At 61.0% G+C, this 18,429-nt stretch carries 17 protein-coding genes; 8 read left to right on the top strand and 9 right to left on the bottom strand.

Annotated elements, in window-relative coordinates:
- Positions 1-59: 59 nt before the first annotated feature.
- The 3 genes from AAC850_RS02995 to AAC850_RS02985 are packed head-to-tail and all read left to right on the top strand — an operon-like array spanning position 60 to position 7,274.
- Positions 60-911, top strand: coding sequence for an arginyltransferase (locus tag AAC850_RS02995; protein WP_340587124.1), 852 nt, complete (start codon positions 60-62; stop codon positions 909-911).
- A 43-nt stretch (positions 912-954) separates the two neighbouring features.
- A complete protein-coding gene (locus AAC850_RS02990) occupies positions 955-3,051 on the top strand; it encodes an autotransporter assembly complex protein TamA (RefSeq protein WP_340587123.1) in 2,097 nt (698 codons plus the stop codon).
- Positions 3,051-7,274 (top strand): translocation/assembly module TamB domain-containing protein, encoded by a 4,224-nt coding sequence (locus tag AAC850_RS02985; RefSeq protein ID WP_340587122.1) that lies wholly within the window; start codon positions 3,051-3,053, stop codon positions 7,272-7,274. The genes AAC850_RS02990 and AAC850_RS02985 overlap by 1 nt, the downstream gene beginning before the upstream one ends.
- Here the strand turns inward: AAC850_RS02985 and AAC850_RS02980 are convergent.
- The 3 genes from AAC850_RS02980 to AAC850_RS02970 form a co-directional block, all read right to left on the bottom strand.
- Positions 7,268-7,840, bottom strand: coding sequence for a fasciclin domain-containing protein (locus AAC850_RS02980; RefSeq protein WP_340587121.1), 573 nt, complete (start codon positions 7,838-7,840; stop codon positions 7,268-7,270). The genes AAC850_RS02985 and AAC850_RS02980 overlap by 7 nt on opposite strands.
- 12 nt (positions 7,841-7,852) lie before the next feature.
- A complete protein-coding gene (locus AAC850_RS02975; RefSeq protein ID WP_340587120.1) occupies positions 7,853-8,923 on the bottom strand; it encodes a hypothetical protein in 1,071 nt (356 codons plus the stop codon).
- Positions 8,924-8,998: 75 nt separating this feature from the next.
- Positions 8,999-9,643: a lysozyme gene (locus AAC850_RS02970; protein ID WP_340587119.1), complete on the bottom strand. Its 645-nt coding sequence runs from the start codon at positions 9,641-9,643 to the stop codon at positions 8,999-9,001.
- Between the two features lie 137 nt (positions 9,644-9,780).
- Between AAC850_RS02970 and AAC850_RS02965 the strand changes: the two genes are divergently transcribed.
- Both AAC850_RS02965 and AAC850_RS02960 read left to right on the top strand, forming a co-directional pair.
- Positions 9,781-9,987, top strand: coding sequence for a helix-turn-helix transcriptional regulator (locus tag AAC850_RS02965; protein WP_340587118.1), 207 nt, complete (start codon positions 9,781-9,783; stop codon positions 9,985-9,987).
- Complete coding sequence (locus AAC850_RS02960) at positions 9,984-10,649, top strand: hypothetical protein (RefSeq protein ID WP_340587117.1); 666 nt, start codon at positions 9,984-9,986, stop codon at positions 10,647-10,649. Before AAC850_RS02965 ends, AAC850_RS02960 begins: the two co-directional genes overlap by 4 nt.
- A gap of 99 nt (positions 10,650-10,748) precedes the next feature.
- Here the strand turns inward: AAC850_RS02960 and glnA are convergent, their stop codons facing one another.
- From glnA to AAC850_RS02935, 5 genes are all read right to left on the bottom strand, one after another.
- Positions 10,749-12,158, bottom strand: a complete 1,410-nt coding sequence (gene glnA, locus AAC850_RS02955; protein WP_340587116.1) for a type I glutamate--ammonia ligase — start codon at positions 12,156-12,158, stop codon at positions 10,749-10,751.
- A gap of 64 nt (positions 12,159-12,222) precedes the next feature.
- The gene (locus AAC850_RS02950) at positions 12,223-12,561 is read right to left on the bottom strand and encodes a P-II family nitrogen regulator (protein WP_340587115.1); all 339 of its coding nucleotides are present in this window, start codon (positions 12,559-12,561) and stop codon (positions 12,223-12,225) included.
- A gap of 304 nt (positions 12,562-12,865) precedes the next feature.
- Positions 12,866-13,798 carry an N-acetyl-gamma-glutamyl-phosphate reductase gene (gene argC, locus AAC850_RS02945; protein WP_340587114.1) on the bottom strand — a complete coding sequence of 311 codons (933 nt, stop codon included), beginning with the start codon at positions 13,796-13,798 and terminating at the stop codon, positions 12,866-12,868.
- The gene (locus tag AAC850_RS02940; RefSeq protein ID WP_340587113.1) at positions 13,798-14,166 is read right to left on the bottom strand and encodes an SH3 domain-containing protein; all 369 of its coding nucleotides are present in this window, start codon (positions 14,164-14,166) and stop codon (positions 13,798-13,800) included. Before AAC850_RS02940 ends, argC begins: the two co-directional genes overlap by 1 nt.
- Positions 14,167-14,263: 97 nt before the next feature.
- On the bottom strand, positions 14,264-15,646 hold the full coding sequence (locus tag AAC850_RS02935; protein WP_340587112.1) for a leucyl aminopeptidase family protein: 1,383 nt from the start codon (positions 15,644-15,646) through the stop codon (positions 14,264-14,266).
- Positions 15,647-15,694: 48 nt separating this feature from the next.
- Between AAC850_RS02935 and AAC850_RS02930 the strand changes: the two genes are divergently transcribed.
- Together AAC850_RS02930 and map are read left to right on the top strand one after the other, a co-directional pair.
- Entirely contained in the window at positions 15,695-16,552 is an 858-nt protein-coding gene (locus AAC850_RS02930) for a DUF4163 domain-containing protein (protein ID WP_340587111.1), read from the top strand.
- 53 nt (positions 16,553-16,605) lie between these two features.
- Positions 16,606-17,433, top strand: coding sequence for a type I methionyl aminopeptidase (gene map / locus AAC850_RS02925; RefSeq protein WP_340587110.1), 828 nt, complete (start codon positions 16,606-16,608; stop codon positions 17,431-17,433).
- Between the two features lie 61 nt (positions 17,434-17,494).
- On the opposite strand, the gene AAC850_RS02920 is transcribed toward map, so the two are convergent.
- A complete protein-coding gene (locus AAC850_RS02920; RefSeq protein ID WP_340587109.1) occupies positions 17,495-17,914 on the bottom strand; it encodes a hypothetical protein in 420 nt (139 codons plus the stop codon).
- A gap of 157 nt (positions 17,915-18,071) precedes the next feature.
- On the opposite strand from AAC850_RS02920, the gene AAC850_RS02915 reads away from it, so the two are divergent.
- Entirely contained in the window at positions 18,072-18,425 is a 354-nt protein-coding gene (locus AAC850_RS02915; protein ID WP_340587108.1) for a hypothetical protein, read from the top strand.
- The last annotated feature ends 4 nt before the right edge of the window (positions 18,426-18,429 follow it).

The following is an 18,429-nucleotide window of genomic DNA, read 5'->3' as shown; positions in this document are numbered from 1 at the left end:
GATGTAAAACGCACCGCAGATGCGTTGGCAAAAAATAACCAGAAGGATATTTAGCACCTGTGACGGCCCCGGTTCGCTTCCCCCGCTTTTTCGTAACCAGCCCCGCGCCGTGCCCCTATCTTGCGGGCAAGACAGAGCGGAAGGTGTTTACGGAGCTGAAGGGACCGCATGCCGAACAGCTGAATGACGCGCTTGGCCGGATCGGGTTTCGTCGCAGCCAGACAGTCGCCTATCGCCCGTCCTGCGCCGATTGCCGCGCCTGTGTCTCGGTGCGTGTGGCAGCCCAGGATTTTCGCCCGTCAAGCTCGCAAAGGCGCAATCTGAAGCGCAATTCGGACCTCGTTTCGGCAGAGTGCCGCCCATGGGCGACGGCAGAGCAATATGCCCTGCTCCAGCGTTACCTTGAACACCGCCATCCGGGCGGGGGAATGGCGGCGATGGACGAAGTCGACTTCGCCGACATGGTAGAACATACAAGCGTCACCAGCTTTGTCGTTGAATACAGAGAGGTTTCTGTTAACGACAAACCGGGTCGCCTGGTCGCCGCTTGCCTGATGGATCAGCAGGTTGATGGCCTTTCAATGATTTACAGCTTCTATGACCCGGAGCATAAGGAACGCAGCGGGCTTGGCACATATGTCATTCTTGACCATATTCGCCGGGCAGCCATTGCGGACCTCCAGTATGTGTACCTGGGCTATTGGGTCGAAGGGTCGGACCGGATGCAATACAAGGTCCGTTTTCGCCCGCTGGAATTGCTTGGTCCCGACGGCTGGCGCCGCCTGTCGGACGTTGAACAGCGCGACCTTATCGACCGAGTTACCTCCGGGGGCGGAGAAAGATCACCGGCACCCGATGGCGGTTCGAAAGACAACACTCCCGGCCTGCAGGCCGAATACAAGCTCGCCTGAAAACGCACCTGCCATAACGAAGGCAGCCACCGCGCTTGCTGCGGTGCTGGTGCTTGTCGCGCAGCCGGTAGCCGCGCAGGACATGCAGGATGCGCCTGAGCTGGAAGACCTGATCCCGGATTCGGCGGTCGAAAATCCCGAAGAGTGGGCACAGGAAGGCGTTTCTGCCGAAGCTGCCGCACAGGAAGATGCGCCGCTGCCGCTCGATCCTACCGCCGCGCTCGCCGATATGCCGCAGGTCAGCATCCCATGGCCCGAAGAAATCGACCTGCCACAACTTGCGCCGCTCGAACCCGAAGAACCGATCGAGTTCGCCACGTTCGAAGAGCAGATTCCGCCGCTTCCTCCGGGCAGTGAAGAGCGCATTTCTCAGGAATTGGTACTGGTATTTCCATCCGACCAGTCGCTGTTCCCCCAGCGTGATGAGTTCCTCGACCGCTTCAAAGCGCTTTCGACGATCGAACAGCTCGAAGACGATGGCAATCTGGCCCGTTTGAGGGTGCAGGCGCGCGCTGATGAAGAGCTCCTCCACCAGATGCTGCGCGTTTATGGCTATTACGATGCGCAGATCATTCGCTCGGTCGGCGTAGTGGACGAGGGCGTGGAAGCCGATCTCTCACCGCCTGCGGCCCGGTTCGATATCGTTCCAGGCCAGCGCTATCATTTCGGCGTCATCGACCTCGGCAACCTGGCTGCCGCCGGCGATGATTACGATGCGCTGCGGGCAGCTTTCGAAATCGACAGTGGTGACCCGATTTCGCTGGACGCGATAGAGGTGGAGCAGGCCGATCTCGACACAGCGCTGGGCGAAACCGGTTTCCCCTTCGCGGCGATTGAAGACCCGTCATTGCTGATCGACCATGACCGTGTCGAAGGTGATCTTACCATGCCGGTTGAGCCGGGTGGACAGTACAATCTGGGCGTTGTCGTCAGCGACATGCCCGATTTCCTGTCGAGCGAGCACCTGTCGCGCATTGCCCGCTGGGATCCCGGCGATCTTTACCGCCGCAGCGACGAGATGGATCTGCGCCGCGCGATCCTTGCCACCGGCATTGTCGGATCGGTTTCGCTTACGCCGGTAGTCGTCGAGGAACCGCAGGGCGACCAGCCCGGCGTGGTCGATATCGCTGCGGCACTGGAACCCGCGCCGCTTCGCTCGCTGACAGCGGGCATCGGTTACGGCACGGAAACCGGCATCAGGGTCGAGGGATCGTGGGAGCATCGCAATCTCTTCCCGCCCGAAGGCCTGCTGCGCCTTCGCGGTGTGCTCGGCACGCAGGAACAGCTGGCCGAAGTCACCTTCCGCCGGAACAATTTCCGCGGTCGCGACCGGATCCTCACCGTCAGCGCCTTTGGCAGTACGATCGACTACACTGCCTACGATGCCCAGACGCTTTCCGCCGTGGCCACATTCGAACGGGTCAGCAACTTGCTGTTCCAGAAACAGTTCAGCTGGTCCGTAGGACTGGAACTCGTGGCAACGCAGGAGAGCGAGCTCGATCTCGATCGCAATCCCTTGCCCCAAGAAACCTATTTCGTGGCCGCCCTGCCGCTGTACGCCCAGCTTGATAATTCGGACAATCTGCTCGATCCGACGGAAGGTTGGCGCCTGTCCGCCAACCTGTCGCCCGAAGTATCCGACAATGACGGCGTGCAAAGTTTCTACCTGCGCAGCCAGACCGACGCCTCCTACTACCAGTCGATTGGCGAGAACACCGTGCTGGCAGGCCGCGTGCGGTTGGCGAGCATTCCGGGCGCACCGGTCGATGCCATCGCTCCATCACGCCGCCTCTATGCCGGCGGCGGTGGGTCAGTGCGCGGTTACGGCTATCGCGAGATCGGTCCGCGCAACGACCTTGGTGATCCGACCGGCGGGCGCAGCGTGGTGGAACTCTCGGCAGAAGCGCGTATCGGCACGAAATTCATGGACGGTGCTGTCAGCGTGGTGCCCTTTGTCGATGCAGGTTCTGTCGGTGAAGACCCGACACCCGACTTCCGCTCGATCAAGTTCGGCGCTGGTGTGGGCGTACGCTATGCCACCGGTTTCGGGCCATTGCGGCTGGATGTCGCGTTTCCGCTCAATCCCGGTCCCAATGACAGCTGGGTGGCGGTCTACGTTGCCCTTGGTCAGGCTTTCTGATGGCCGAGGAAATTGTCGAAACCGAAGCGCCGGAAGAAGCGGGCAAGCGTGTGAAGGGGCGCAAGCGTCGTTGGGTGGTCCGTCCACTTCGCGCCTTGATGGCGTTGCTTCTGGGACTGGTGATCCTCGTCCTGCTGTTCGTTGCCTTCCTGCATACGCCGCCCGGACGGCAGTTCATCGTCGACCAGATTGCAAAGGTTGCGCCAGCTTCCGGACTGTCTGTCGAAGTGGGAGAGATCGACGGGTCGATCTTGTGGAGCTCGACGCTGAGCGATGTGAAATTCCGCGATGCGAACGGGACGCTGTTCCTCGAAGTGCCAACTATCGAGCTTAATTGGCGGCCTCACAGATGGTTCACCAGCGGGCTGGACGTTCGTCACCTCGTATTGATCGACGGAACACTATACGCCGCCCCGGAACTGATCGCTGGCGATCCCGACGCCCCCGTCCTGCCCGATTTCGATATACGGATAGACCGCTTCGGGATCGAGAACCTGACCGTGGCAGAAGGCCTGCTGGGCGAAGAGAGAGTCATTGATTTCGCGGCAGAGGCCGATATTCGCAGCGGACTGGTCTATCTGGACGCAGAGGGTGAATTCGGCGGCGGTGACGTGTTTACCGCGCTGGTCCATGCCGAGCCGGACGGCGACCGCTTCGACCTCAATCTCGACTGGCGCGCACCGCAGGGCGGTTTTCTTGCCGCGATGGTGGGCGCACAGGAAGACCTGACCGTCCAACTGGTCGGCGATGGTACATGGACTTCGTGGCAGGGCGAACTCGATGCCGTGCAGGGCGATACTGACCTCCTCGATTTCGACATCTATAACGATGCAGGTCAATACCGCCTTGTCGGCCGCGTGCGTCCCGGCAGCTATGTCGAGGGGATGGCGGCGCGGGCGCTGGGCGAAACGGTGATGCTGACGGCATCGGGCACGCTGGAGGATAGCGTGCTCGAAGGCGATTTCGTCCTGCGCGCACGCGGGGTCAATGCCGATGGAGTGGGCGCGGTCGATCTGGCGAACAACAGGTTCGAGGGGCTGGAACTGTCCGCACAATTGCTCGATCCGACGCTGTTTTCGGACGACATTGCCCTTAACGGCACCCAGATCGACGCGACGCTGGACGGCGCTTTCCGTGACCTGACCGTACCGCACAGGCTGACGGCGGCTGAAATCGACGCGGGCGGGATTATCGTGACCGGGGTCACGCAAGAAGGCACGCTCAGTTACGATGGGACGCGCTTCACCATTCCGGTAAACGCGACGATCGCGCGGATAGTCAGCGGTAACGAACTGTTCGACCCGCGTCTGGTCAATGGCACGCTGGGCGGCACTCTGGTCTATGCCGGAAACGAGCTGCTGTCGGACGATCTGGCGGTAGACTTCCCCGGGCTCGAAGCCGTGCTGGGGCTCAACAGCAATTTCGAAACCGGGCTGACGCAGGTCACCGGGCCGGTCAATATCGCCGACCTCATGTTCGACGGGATCGGCAGAATCGATGCCGGGGCGCAGATCCGCTTTGCCATTGGCGGCGGGCAGCCGTGGCGTCTCAATGCCGATCTGCAGGGCCGGGTCGACGAAGTGACCAATTCGACGCTGGAAAACCTTGCCGGCAGCGATATCCGCTTCCGCGGCGGATTGACGCTGGGATCGGGAATTCCGCTCGCATTCGACACCATGCGCATCACGGCCAGCAAGGTTACGGCAACGCTGGACGGGCGCGTGGACGATGCCGGGACCACGCTGGTCGGCAGCGGCCGGCATACCGATTACGGCCCCTTCACAGTGGAAGCACTGATCGCCGACGACGGACCGAGCGCGGTACTTGTCTTTGCCGATCCGCTGCCAGCGGCCGGGCTGAGCGATGTGCGCGTCGCGCTTGCGCCATCCGAGGATGGTTTCACTATCGAGACGCAGGGCGGTTCGATGCTTGGCCAGTTCGATGGGCTCATCAATCTGAACATCGCCGACAATGGCGACACTTTCCTCGACATTACCCGCCTCGACGTGGCGCAGACACGCGTGGCTGGCGTGCTGCAACTGGTCGAGGGCGGCGTGGCGGGCGACCTTGCCCTGTCGCGCGGCGGCATCGACGGGACAATCGGTCTGGCCGTGCGCAATGGCGGGCAGGGCTTCGATATCGACGTCACAGCACGCAATGCCCGCTTTGCCGGAGCAACTCCGCTCGGCATCAATCGCGGAACGATCGACGCGACAGGCCTGATTGCTGGCGACCAGACGACTGTGCGCGGCAATGCCAATCTGCAGGGCCTGTCCTACGGTTCGCTCTTCATCGGGCGGTTCGCCGCGCGCGCGCAGTTGGTGAACGGTGTTGGCGAGTTCGATGCCGCGATGACCGGGCGACGCGGAAGCCGCTTCGAACTGCTGGTCAACGGGACCGCTACGCAGGAGCAGGTCGCCATCGCGGTCGACGGTTCCTACGCCGGTCGTGACATCAACATGCCGCGCCGCGCCGTCCTGACCAAGCTACCTGACGGTGGCTGGCGTTTGCAGCGCTCGCAACTGTCATTTGGTGATGGCTTCCTTCTCGCCAGCGGACGCTTTGGCGGCGATGCGCCGATGGAAGGCAATATTTCACTTGCCAATATGCCACTTGGCCTGGCCGACGCGCTGGCCGGAGAGCTTGGCGTTGGCGGTACGGTGTCGGGCGTTGTCGAGATTGCAGCCGGCCCCAATGGCTTGCCCACTGGCGAAGCGCGCTTGATGATCGACGGACTGACCCGCTCGAGTTCCCTGCTGACCTCGCGCCCACTGGATATTGCGCTGGTCGCCGATCTTTCGGAAACGCTGGCACAGGCTCGCGCGGTGATTTCCGACGGAAGCGGCGTGGATGGCCGGTTGCAGGGTCGCATCGCGAACCTGCCGCAATCGGGCGGACTGGCCCAGCGCCTGTACGCGGGCAATCTGTTCGCGCAGCTGCGCTATACCGGTTCGGCGGCTTCGCTGTGGCGGCTGGCGGCGATAGACCTGCTCGATGTGACGGGTGAAGTGCAAGTGGCTGCTGACGTACGCGGCAAGCTGGGTGAGCCGCGCCTGCGCGGGTCGCTTTCGGGTGACGATTTGCGGGTGCGTAGCGCACTGACAGGTACCGATGTCACCGGCGTTACCGCGCGAGGGCGCTTCGATGGTGCGCGCTTCAACTTGACCAGCTTCGCCGGAACCGCCCCCAATGGCGGGCGTGTCAGCGGTAGCGGCTATGTCGATCTTTCGGGCATTACTGCCTCGCGCGGGCCAAGCATGGATATCCGGCTTGCAGCAACCAATGCGCAGATCCTCGACATTACGAATATGGGTGCGACGGTCACCGGGCCAATGCGGATCGTCTCCAACGGTGTAGGCGGAACGATCGCCGGGCGACTGCGCGCGCGTGATGTGCGCTGGCGGCTGGGTGTCACTGCCGAAGCGATCGCGGAATTGCCGAGCATCAACACGACCGAAATCAATCTGCCCGGCGATGTCGCTCCAAGCGCGGCGAACACCGGACCCTGGCGCTATCTCATCGACGTCAACGCGCCCGGAGATATCCAGGTCAACGGCATGGGGCTGGAGAGCGAATGGCGCACAAACAATCTCCAGATCCGCGGCACGACCGATGATCCCCGCCTCGGCGGCGAAGTCAGCGTGGTTCCGCGCCAAGGCTTCTACTCCTTCGCTGGAACCCGTTTCGAAATTACGCAGGGCGATATATTCTTCGACCGGAACCAGCCGATCGATCCACGTATCGACCTAGTCGCCGAAACGGAGGTTGATGGCCTGTCTGTTGCGGTGAACGTGCGCGGCAACGCCAGCCAGCCGGCGATTTCCTTCACATCCGTACCTGCGCTGCCCGAGGAAGAACTGCTTGCGCGACTGCTGTTCGGGGGATCGATCACGAACCTTTCGGCGACCGATGCGCTGCAACTGGGTGCGGCGGTTGCAAGTCTGCGCGGCGGGTCCGGCGTCGGACCGATCAACCGCCTGCGCAATGCCATCGGGCTCGACCGGCTGCGCATTGTGGCGGCTGACCCGGCGCTCGACCGTGGCACATCAATCGCGCTCGGCAAAAACTTCGGCCGCCGGTTCTATGCCGAAATCATCACCGACGGCGCGGGCTATTCAGCGAGTAATCTGGAATTCCGCGTGACAAGCTGGCTCAACCTGCTCGCCACGGTAAGTACCGTGGGGAGAGACAGCGTGGCTGTCGAATACCGGCGCGATTACTGATCGTGGGTTTCGACCTGCTTCAGCACTGCGTCGATCGGCAGGATAACGCCATTTGCGCCCAGCATCTCTTCGGTGATTGCAGCGGAGGTCGCGCCATCATCGCTTGAGACTTTCAGCACGTCATCTTCCATCGCGAAGGTCAAAGTGCCTGAGCCCATCGTCTGCATCTCCACAGGCCCGCCATTACTCTCGATAGCCGTGGTGATGTCTTCCGATGTCAGATAGCCCGGCAGTATATGGCCCCGCAGCACTGCGATAAGCGCAGGTCGCGCCTCGTCTCCGCTGAAGTCTTCTCCAAGTGCGGCCAGTGCGTCATCAGACGGAGCAAGCACCGTGTAGGCGGCAATCCCGTCGAATGCCTGCGCCAGCCCTGCCTCTTCAACAAGAGTTTCCACCGTGCTCAATTCGTCGTTCTCGGCAATCAGTGCGGCAAGGCTCAGCGTTCCTGGCGCCCCGTTTGCCCCGCTTTCAGCATCACCTGTAGTATCGCCACATGCCGCAAGAGTCAGGAGTGCGCTCGATGCCAGAGCGGTGAGGCAGCGGCATGAAAGTGTGTTCGAAATCATGGAAAGTCCCTTTTAAAGCAGTAGCTCGATAGCGGCGGCAACGAGCCGCGTTTCGGGATCGATCTGGTAAACATAGCCGTCGTTGTAGCGATAATATGCGTCCGGACCGTCACGATACCGGTCACGAAAGCTATAAGGCACATTATACACGTCATAACCACGCGGAGCGGGTTGGCCGACGGTGAATTCGTCGCCTGTCAGCAGGGCTGCGATGGACGTTATGGCAGCGGTTTCCGGATCGAGCCGGTAGACCACATTGTCGGCGTAGCGGTAATCGCTTCCGAGCCCGTAGTAGTTTGTGTAGTAATCCGGCACGCGGTCGTAGCCGTAGTCGGACGGCCACGGATTGCCGATCCTCAACGCGCCGCCAAGCAGCGGGATATATCCGGAAATCCGGTCGCCGCTGTACCGCAGCAGATAGCCGTCCTCGTAAAAATAATCGCCGCGCCCGTAGGGCAGGCCCCACCAGTCTGGCGAATAATTGCCATAGCGATAGGCACGGTCACGCTGGCGGGCCTGGCCTGGCGGCAAACACCCATTGCGCTTTTTCGCCAGGCCGGGAGGGCACCCGTCGATCAAACCGGTTTCGCGGTAGAAAATGCGATCAATCAGACCGCCATCGCGGCCGTCACGCCTGTCGAAATCCTGATTTTGACCATTTCCGCGGTTGCCGCGGTTGAGGTCTTGTCCACCACGGTTGCCGTTGTCGACATTGCGGCTGGCGTTGCGGTTACCGTTTCCGGCATTACGATTGACAGTGTTGCGATTTACGTTGCCATTGTTGCGATTGGCTACGTTGCCGTTACCGCGGTTTTCATTCCGGACGTTGTCATCGCGATTGCCATTGCCATTGTTTCGATTGGCCTGGTTGCCACGGTCTGCGTTGCCATTTCCGTTGCCTCGATCCGCGCCGTTGCCCCGCTCGGCATTGCCGCCACCATTGCTGTGGTTGGCATGTTCGGCATGGGCTGGCTGGCCACCACCACTGCCGTTGTTGCCACCGTTCCCATTACCGTTGCCCTGCGCCATTGCCGGTACTGCGGCAAGCGCAAGTGTCGATATCGCTGCAAGTAAATACTTCATCACAAGAACTCCTATGAACGGGCAACGGCGCATCCGAGAAGCTGGTTCCGCAAATGCGACGAGCTGTGCAAGATTTTACTTTCGATACAGTGCGCTCTCTGCGGCGCGGCGGCGCACCAGTCCTTTCAACACGCGGCCTCCAGCATAGCACCAGCGGTCGAATTCGCGTGCGGCCCCGGCAAAATCGCCAGCCTTGTGTTTGCGCGTCAAAGTGGCCTTTCCGATTGTTCCGGTATTGTAATGAAAACTGACCAACGCATCGAACTGCGCCTGCGTTGTCGGTGCATCGCCCAGCGCCCGGTCGACATCCTTGGCATAGCGCACAAGGTCGGCTTCCAGCCGCGCATCGCATTGCTCCTGTGTCCAGATGGTCCCACGCGCAATGCGCCCGCTGTTGAAGTGGTCGAGGCCGGTCGCACCCCAGCCAATTGTCCATGGATCGCCGCCGGTGCCCGGATCGGGATATGCCTCGATCAGTCCATCAGGGCGCTTCTTCTCGCAACCTTCGAAACGCTGGATGATATCGACACCTTCATGCCCGATCTTGCGCGGTTTGAAACCACCACCGTTGGTGGGAGCCGTGTCTTCGGCATGATCGTCTACCGTCTCGAATTCGCCTGATTGACGATCCAGCGCCGTATCGATGCTGTCCACCTCGCTCTGGCGAAACGGGCGGCCGATGATCCGGCGTAAAGTATCGAATAGTGGTTTGCGGTCCATACAAGCTTCCTTCCTGCGCTTCTTCGGCGAACGGCGCTAGGGAGAGTTCGCGAGTGTAGGAAAGGGGTGACAAGAGCTCTTGACTGTAAAGAGGTCTTGTCAGTAAAGAACTCTTTACAGGCAGAGAAGGTGATTCGGTGAAGAACCGTTTGAAGGCGTACCGCGAAGAACACGGCTGGAGCCAAGGCGAGTTGGCTCGCCGGCTGGGAGTGTCGCGGCAAACGATCAATGCGGTCGAAACCGACAAGTACGACCCCTCGCTGCCCTTGGCTTTGCGAATGGCAAAGCTGTTCGGCGTGAATGTGCCGGAACTGTTTATCGACGATTGGGAGCCGGACGAATGACACAGATCGAGAATGAACTTGAAGCGGCCGAAAAAAAGCGCCGCCTGAAAAAGACCGTCTTTGCAATGCTACTGGGAGGCGTAGTCGGATTTCTCGGCTCGTTCGGCCTGATGCAGTTGGCCGATAGCGGCGCGCTGGGATCGCTCGACGCCTCGCGCGAGATCGCTGCGCTCGTAGGCATGCTATATGTCGTGACAGCCGCTGCGATCGGCTTTGGCCTCATGAGTCCCACGGCAGGGGCGAAATTCCTTAACGTCGAGGATCCCGAAGAACTGCGCGAACAAAAAGGTATGCTGGGCAATAGCGCACTTGGCATGGCGACTGCAGGCGTGGCGCTGATGGTTCTCGCTATCGCCGCACCCGCCGGGCCGATCGGGCAAGGCGCGGCGCTTGCCGTGTTTGCCGTGCTCATGCTGGTAGCGGTGATCACCTCCATCGCTTCGATGAAAAAGCAGGACGAACTGATGAAGGCCGTGGGTAGCGAGGCCGGGGCTATGACCTATTACCTCTTGCTACTGGTTGGCGGAACCTGGTCGCTTCTGGCCCATCTCGGCTTTATCGCCGGTCCCCAACCACTCGATTGGCTCACGATGTTCTGGGCGCTGATGTTGCTTGGAGCCTTCATCGTAACGGCCAAACGCGGAATGCTCACAATGCGTTGAGGTTAAACACAGATGGAAACGAAAAGGCCGCCCGGTTTCCCGAGCGGCCTTTTTTGTGTCAATTGCGAGGCGCCGGATGGCGTCTCCGCAACAATCAGATCACGCGCTGTAGTACATGTCGAATTCGACGGCGCTCGGCGTGGTTTCGAAGCGGATGACTTCTTCCCACTTGAGATCGCAATAGGCGTCGATCTGGTCCTTGGAGAACACGTCGCCTGCCAGCAGGAATTCGTGGTCGTCGCGCAGGGCAAGCAGTGCTTCGCGCAAGGAGCCGCATACGGTCGGCACGTCGGCGAGTTCGGCCGGCGGCAGGTCGTAAAGGTTCTTGTCCATCGCGTCGCCCGGGTGGATCTTGTTCTGGATTCCGTCGAGGCCAGCCATCAGCAGCGCTGCATAGGCAAGGTACGGATTGGCCATCGCGTCGGGGAAACGGAATTCCACGCGCTTTGCCTTTTCGCCGGTACCATAAGGAATACGGCACGAAGCAGAGCGGTTGCGCGCCGAATAGGCGAGCAGCACGGGAGCCTCGAAACCCGGCACCAGTCGCTTGTAGCTGTTGGTGGTCGGGTTGGTGAAGGCGTTCAGCGCCTTCGCGTGCTTGATCACGCCGCCGATGTAGAACAGGCAGTTCTCCGAAAGGCCGGCATATTCATTGCCCGAGAAGGTAGGCTTGCCGCCGTCCCAGATCGACATGTGGGTGTGCATGCCGGAACCGTTATCGTCCTTGATCGGCTTGGGCATGAAAGTCGCTGTCTTGCCATAGGCATGGGCGACCTGGTGCACGACATACTTGTAGACCTGCATACGGTCGGCGGTTTCCACCAGCGTTCCGAAAGTCAGGCCCAGTTCGTGCTGCGCGGCGGCCACTTCGTGGTGGTGCTTGTCGCACGGCAGACCCATTTCGAGCATGGTAGCGACCATTTCGCCACGGATGTCGACGGCGCTGTCGACCGGAGCGACGGGGAAATAGCCACCCTTTTCGCGGGGGCGGTGCGCCATGTTGCCGCCTTCCATCTCGGCACCCGAATTGGTCGGCAGTTCGACATCGTCGATCTGGAAGCCCGAACCGGCATAGCCGTCTTCGAAGCGCACATCGTCAAACATGAAGAATTCGGCTTCGGGGCCGACGTAGATCGTATCACCGATGCCGGTGCTCTTGAGATAGGCTTCGGCACGCTTGGCGGTCGAACGCGGATCGCGGTTGTAGCCTTCGCCGGTGGAGGGCTCCACGATGTCGCAGCAGATGACCATCATCGGCGTGGCACTGAACGGATCGATATAGGTGGCGTCCAGATCGGGGCGCAGGATCATGTCGGATTCGTTGATCGCCTTCCAGCCGGCGATGGACGATCCATCGAACATCAACCCTTCTTCAAGCTGGTCTTCGTCGAGCGCGCTGGCGACCATGGACAGGTGCTGCCACTTGCCCTTGGGATCGGTGAAACGCAGATCGACCCATTCGATTTCCTCGTCCTTGATCTGCTTGATGATATCCGCTGCACTGGCCATTTTGGGTATTCTCCTGAGATATAATTCGTGTTGTTAATGAATAAGTTGCGTCGGGCTGCCGGGCTTAAAGCGCAGCGTCGTCCTGTTCACCGGTGCGAATGCGGATTGCTGTCACGACTTCGGTCACGAAGATCTTGCCGTCGCCAATACGTCCCGTTTGCGCGGCGCCTGCGATCGCTTCCACGACCTGGTCTGCCAGCGAATCGGGAACGACGATCTCCATTTTTACCTTGGGCAGGAAATCGACGACATATTCGGCCCCGCGATAAAGTTCGGTATGGCCTTTCTGGCGACCAAAGCCCTTGGCCTCGGTCACGGTGATCCCCGATACGCCCACTTCGTGCAGCGCGTCTTTCACTTCGTCCAGCTTGAAGGGTTTGATGATGGCTTCGATCTTTTTCACGTCGTTTGTTTTACCGTCCCTGTTAGCATCCTTGGCGCCCCGCGCTCTCGTTGCGAGAGTACGCCTTTTCGGTCCGCATGGATTTGAAACCAGTGCCTGCAAAAAACAGTATCAAGAATCATGCCAGAGCGCGTCTGTGGGGAGTAGACAATCAAACGCTTGCGCGAAAGGGTGGATTCGCAAGATTATCTCGCGATAAAGGCTCGCGCGCGGAATATTCGTGCGTGGACAGTTTGATCGGCGCTAGCTGGCTGGCGCGATTATAGGCAGGACTGCCCAAATGCTGGGCAGCGAATGGCAAGGATCAGACTCTCAGGCCCGCAAGTTCATCGCAGCCCGCCATCAGGTTGAGCGATTGCACCGCTGCCCCGCTGGCGCCCTTGCCGAGATTGTCGAGCCGCGCGACGAGCCGGGCGGTCTGGCCCTGGGCATCGGCAAAAACCCACAGGTCGAGCCGGTCCGACGGCGCGGAATCGGTCCGCAATATTAATTCTGCGGGTGGCTCTTCGTCGTCGTGCACGGTGATGAGGGCGGATGTTTCGTAATACCTCGCCAGCTCTTCGCGCAGCTTGTCCGGTTCCGCAGCGGAGCGCATGGCCGCGATGGCAAGCGGCACTTCGACCAGCATACCGCGGAATGCAGGGACTACAGCGGGAGCGAACACCGGCTGGTGCGCCAGCCCCGCCTTCTTCTGCATCTCTTCCAGATGCTTGTGATCGAGCGAAAAGCCATAGGCGCGATAGGCGATATCGGGTTCTTCGGCGAAACGCTGGACCAGCGACTTGCCGCCGCCGGAATAGCCGGACACGGCGTTAACGGTATAGGGCCAGTCACGCGGCAGCAGTCGCGCGCGCACCAGCGGTGCGACCAGCGCAAGGAAGCCGGTAGGGTAGCAACCCGGATTGGCCACCCGCGCGGCACCTGCGATCACGCTCGGCCCGACGAGTTCGGGAAAACCGTAAATCCAGCCCGATGCATTGCGATGCGCGGTGGAGGCGTCGATAATGCGGGTGCCGGCGTCTTCGTCGAGCAGGGCGACGGCTTCGCGCGCGGCATCGTCCGGCAGGCACAGGATCGCGAAATCGGCGAAGTTGAGCGCGGCGCGCCGACAGTCGATATCCTTGCGCTCGGCGTTGCTGAGCCGCACCAGCTCGAAAGCGTCGTGCTGCTCAAGCCGGTCCACGATCTCGAGCCCGGTCGTGCCTTCTGCACCGTCGATGAAGACCGTATGAGCCATTATTCGATGGTCTCCAGCCGGTCTGCCCGAAGATAGCCGACAGGGCCATCGAGCGAGAGGCATCCCCAAGCCCATTTGCCCGTGACATCGAGCACTTCGAAACTGTCGCCTTCCATCAGGATGCACAGCTCTTCCGCGTCTTCGGATGGCTGGGCGAGCAGTGGAGCACCGCCCGGCATGACAGTGCGCGGCTGTGGCACCGCATAATGTGGTACGAAATACTTCCCGGCGAGCCCGATGTGCGCCAGGTCGCCGCGGATCGGCACCTTGCGCGGATCCGGCCGCACGGAAGGTCCGGAAAGAACATATGGTCCCTGCCCGTGGTTGGGCGCTTGGCTGGCGTCGGTAGTGTTTTCAGCTCGGCTCAATCGGCCACCCTTTGTTTTGTTCGATCAGTATGAATTCAGAAGCGCGCTTATACACCCCAAGGCACGCGGGCAAGGCGCATCGGGGCGCAAAAACCTGTCAGCCATAGCGTCCGCGTAGTGCGTGGAAGGCGGCCCGCAGGCCCAGTGCCGCGCCGCCCTTGGGCCTGCCCGGCTTGGCGAAAGGTCGCCAAGCGAAAGTATCGAAATGCGCCCAGTCGATATCCTCTCCGACAAACCTGTCGAGGAAGGATGCCGCCACGCTGGCACCGGCAAAGGCGTTGCCATGGGCATTGTTGATGTCGGCAATGTCCGATTTCAGCCATTCGCCATAGGCTTCGTGGATCGGCAGGCGCCACGGCGCATCGTCATGAGCGCGGCCAGCCTCGATCAGTTGGTCCGCGGTCTGGTCCCTTCGTGTGAAGAGCGCGGGCAGGTCAGGGCCGACAGCCACACGTGCGGCCCCCGTGAGGGTGGCGAAATCGATAATCAGTTCAGGGTCGCTTTCGCTTGCCAAGGTCAGAGCATCGCCCAGGATCAGGCGACCTTCGGCATCGGTGTTGCCGATTTCGACGGTGAGCCCCTTGCGGCTGTCGAGCACGTCTCCCGGACGAAAGGCATTGCCCGCGATCGCGTTCTCGACCGTGGGTACGACGCAATGCAGGTGCACCTTCAGTCCAGCCTTCATGATCAGTTCGGCCAGCGCCAGCGCATGGGCCGCGCCGCCCATGTCTTTCTTCATCAGTTTCATGCCGGTCGCCGATTTCACGTCTAGACCGCCTGAATCGAAAGTCACTCCCTTGCCAACGATGGCTACGCGCGGGTGGTCTTCCTTGCCCCAGGTGAAATGCAGCAGGCGCGGAGCGTGCTTGCGATCCGCAGCTCGGCCAACGGCGTGGATCATCGGATAACCGGTTTCCAGCGCGTCACCGCGCACGACTTCCAGCTTGGCCTTGTGCGCCTTGGTAATCCGCTCGGCCTCGGCCTCGAGTGCGGCCGGACCCATGTCCTCAGCCGGAGTATTCACCAGGTCAGCGACCAGGCATGCGGCGACAGCCTCTGCCACCGAAAGGTCGATCTTGGCGACATCTTCGGTCAGCAGGATGCGCGGGCCTTCGGCCTCCTCATCCTTGGCGTATCGTTCAAATGTATATTGCGCGGTCTGCCAGCCGTGCAACGCGGGGCCGGGCTGGCTGCCATGCAGACGGTAGGTTCCGGCGGGCAGGCTCTCTGCCAGTTTGGCGAGACACCAGCTGGACAGTTCTGCCGGGTCGGCAACCCCGCCGACAGCGAACCATCCATCACCATCGGGCACGATTGCGGTCTGGTAACCGCCGCCAGAAAACTTCTGCGCAGCGATTGCGGCACGCTGGGGGCCGCTCAGTCCTTTTGCGAAACTGTCGAAGGTTTCCTTGTTGACGAGGTGGATCGCAACGGCTTCCTGCCCGCGATCCGGCTGGATCAAATTGTCTGCAATGCTCATAGAATAACGCTTGCCGTTTTCGTTCGCATTTGGAAAGGCTCGGGTGTGATGATCCGACGATTCATTCGAATTGTGGTTTTGCTGTTCTCCCCGGCGCTGCTGTTGGGAGGGTGCGATCTGTCCTCCGGCGGGGGCAATCCCGATGACTCGCAAACCCCTGGCTCAGCCGATACCCCAGACCCGTCGAATACGCCCGGAAGCGGCAACATAAACGGTGAAGAAACGCCCATCGGTGGCGCCCGCGAAGTGATCGAGGAAAATGACAATTTCCGTTTCGAATACAGCTATCCGAAGGCGGCGGGCGATCTGCCGGGTCTCGCGGCGTGGCTTGATCGGCGGCTGGACCGGCAGCGCCAGTCGCTGGCAGGCGAATCAGCGCGCGGACGCGCACAGGCTCGCGACAACGGTTTTCCCTTCAACAAGTATTCCAGCGGGACAAGCTGGGAAGTCATTGCCGATCTCCCGCGCTGGCTGAGCCTGTCGGCAGCGCTCGACAGCTACCGTGGCGGCGCGCATCCCAATTATGGGTTCGACACGATCGTGTGGGACAAGCAAAACGACCGCACGCTGGAGCCTATCGCCTTCTTCACTTCACCCGAGGCGCTGGATGAAGCTCTTGGGGAGCGCCTGTGCGGTGCTCTCAATGCGGAACGCGAAGAACGACGCGGAACGCCGATCGAGGAAGGTTCGACTGATTCCTTCGATGCCTGCATCAAGCCCGATGAAACCAATCTGCTGCTCGCATCCACCAACGGCCGGACATTCGACCGTATCGGCATACAGATAGCGCCCTATCTGGCGGGGCCTTATGCGGAAGGCTCCTACGAATTTACCTTCGATATGGATGAGGACCTGCTGGCCATCGTGCGCCCTGCATATCGCGAGGATTTCACGGTCCGCAACTAGGGCAGGCAAGGTCCGGCTCGCAATTGGCCGTTCCAGTCGCTACATGGATTTCCATGACGCAATATCAACACGTATCGGGTGATACCTCCGTCTATCGGGACGGCACGATCAAACTGCACGGACCCGAAGGGTTTGAAGGCATGCGCAAGGCCGGCCAGCTGGCCGCACGCATCCTGGACGAGATGGCGACGCGGGTGCAGCCCGGCGTCACGACGGCAGAACTGGACGCGGTTGTCCGCGAGATGACGCTCGATGGCGGTGCGGTTCCTGCAACGCTGGGCTATCGCGGCTATACCCATAGCTGCTGCATCTCGATCAACCATGTCGTGTGCCATGGCATCCCCAGCGACAAGAAGCTGAAGGACGGGGACATCGTCAACATCGACGTGACACCGCTGCTCGACGGATGGCATGGCGACACCAGCCGCATGTTCCTCGTCGGCGATGTACCGCTGAAGGCGAAGAAGCTTGTCGAGGTCACTTACGAGTGCCTGATGGCAGGCATTGCCCAGGTTCGCCCGGGCGCGCGGCTGGGCGATATTGGCGCTGCCATCCAGCAGATCGCAGAGCGCCACCGTTACGGCGTGGTGCGCGATTTCTGCGGACACGGGCTTGGCCGTCTGTTCCACGATGCACCCGAAGTCGTCCACGCGGCACGCGCGGGCACGGGGCCGGAGCTGAAAGCCGGCATGTTTATGACCATCGAACCGATGATCAACCTCGGTCGTCCGCATGTGAAACTGCTCAACGATGGCTGGACCGCGGTGACGCGTGACAAATCGCTTTCCGCGCAGTTCGAACATTCGATCGGCATCACCGAAGACGGCGCAGAGATATTCACCTCGTCGCCGACCGGGTTGCACAAGCCGCCTTACAGCTGACCGACAAGGTGACAGGCGCGGCGGTGATCCAATGCGACCGCCGCCTGCGCTGTCGGTTTGCCTATTCAGCTGTGTCTGAAGACGCGACCGGACTGACGGTGATGCTCGTGCCATCGGCCATGGACAGGACGCGTGCGCCGGTTTCGTCGGCAGCACCCACCGCGTAGCAAGCCGGTTCCACGCCTTCGGCATTCGGTACCCAGCACGATTCATCCGCACCGAAAGTCCAATTTCCGTCGATCGTCGATCCGTCTGGCAGCACCGCTGAATAGGTGCCGTCGGCATTGTTGGTGGTTACGCCTGTGGTGCCGTCAGGGTAGGTAACGTCCCATTCGCCCAGATATGCTTCCATTGTCTCGCCATTGGCGTCGGTCATGGATTCTGCGTCGGCCGTTTCTTCAACCACCGGGTCTGCTTCTTCAACTTCGGTACACGCGCCAAGCAACGCGACGGCAGCTATCGCCGGAATCAATTTCCTCATGGAAATCCTCCTCACTGATTCGCGACCCAGAATTGGGATAGCGGATGGAGGCTGTTTTGTCTTGGATGAGGGAACTTTGCTGGGCGCATTTGATCTGGCGCAAAGCGTGCGGCTGAAAATGCGGGCAAGATGGTCGTACCTTTAGGAGTAGTCGCCCATGCCAATTTCACGCCCCGCCATTCTTGCCCTTTCTTCCCTTCTGCTAAGCTCCTGCCAGCACGCCGCGCCGCAGTCAGCCTATGAACAGCATGAAGGCCGGGCGCTGGCGCAGGCGGCTTGCGGGGGATGCCACATGGTTGAACCCTATGGCTTGTCGGCCAATCCGCAGGCTCCCGAATGGGCGGTGATCGCCAATACGCCCGGTCTGACTCGCGAAACGCTGCTGACGTGGCTGACCGAGGCGCACAATTATCCGGACCAGATGGATTTCTATCTCGAGCAGGACGAAGCTGAGTTGCTGGCGGATTACATGCTGACTTTGCGTCGCGATGACTACCACCCGCCGTATTGATCCG

Source organism: Erythrobacter alti (genome assembly GCF_037996805.1).
GTDB lineage: Bacteria > Pseudomonadota > Alphaproteobacteria > Sphingomonadales > Sphingomonadaceae > Alteraurantiacibacter > Alteraurantiacibacter alti.
This window is presented reverse-complemented; position numbering and strand designations above follow the sequence as displayed.

Bases quoted from the DNA above. Each gene is read 5' to 3' on its own strand.
- AAC850_RS02935 (WP_340587112.1), bottom strand. From the start codon at position 15,646: ATGAGCATTGCAGACAATTTGATCCAGCCGGATCGCGGGCAGGAAGCC.
- AAC850_RS02980 (WP_340587121.1), bottom strand. From the start codon at position 7,840: ATGATTTCGAACACACTTTCATGCCGCTGCCTCACCGCTCTGGCATCG.
- AAC850_RS02985 (WP_340587122.1), top strand. From the start codon at position 3,051: ATGGCCGAGGAAATTGTCGAAACCGAAGCGCCGGAAGAAGCGGGCAAG.
- AAC850_RS02975 (WP_340587120.1), bottom strand. From the start codon at position 8,923: ATGAAGTATTTACTTGCAGCGATATCGACACTTGCGCTTGCCGCAGTA.
- AAC850_RS02915 (WP_340587108.1), top strand. From the start codon at position 18,072: ATGCCAATTTCACGCCCCGCCATTCTTGCCCTTTCTTCCCTTCTGCTA.
- AAC850_RS02930 (WP_340587111.1), top strand. From the start codon at position 15,695: ATGATCCGACGATTCATTCGAATTGTGGTTTTGCTGTTCTCCCCGGCG.
- glnA (WP_340587116.1), bottom strand. From the start codon at position 12,158: ATGGCCAGTGCAGCGGATATCATCAAGCAGATCAAGGACGAGGAAATC.
- AAC850_RS02970 (WP_340587119.1), bottom strand. From the start codon at position 9,643: ATGGACCGCAAACCACTATTCGATACTTTACGCCGGATCATCGGCCGC.
- AAC850_RS02920 (WP_340587109.1), bottom strand. From the start codon at position 17,914: ATGAGGAAATTGATTCCGGCGATAGCTGCCGTCGCGTTGCTTGGCGCG.
- AAC850_RS02960 (WP_340587117.1), top strand. From the start codon at position 9,984: ATGACACAGATCGAGAATGAACTTGAAGCGGCCGAAAAAAAGCGCCGC.
- map (WP_340587110.1), top strand. From the start codon at position 16,606: ATGACGCAATATCAACACGTATCGGGTGATACCTCCGTCTATCGGGAC.
- argC (WP_340587114.1), bottom strand. From the start codon at position 13,798: ATGGCTCATACGGTCTTCATCGACGGTGCAGAAGGCACGACCGGGCTC.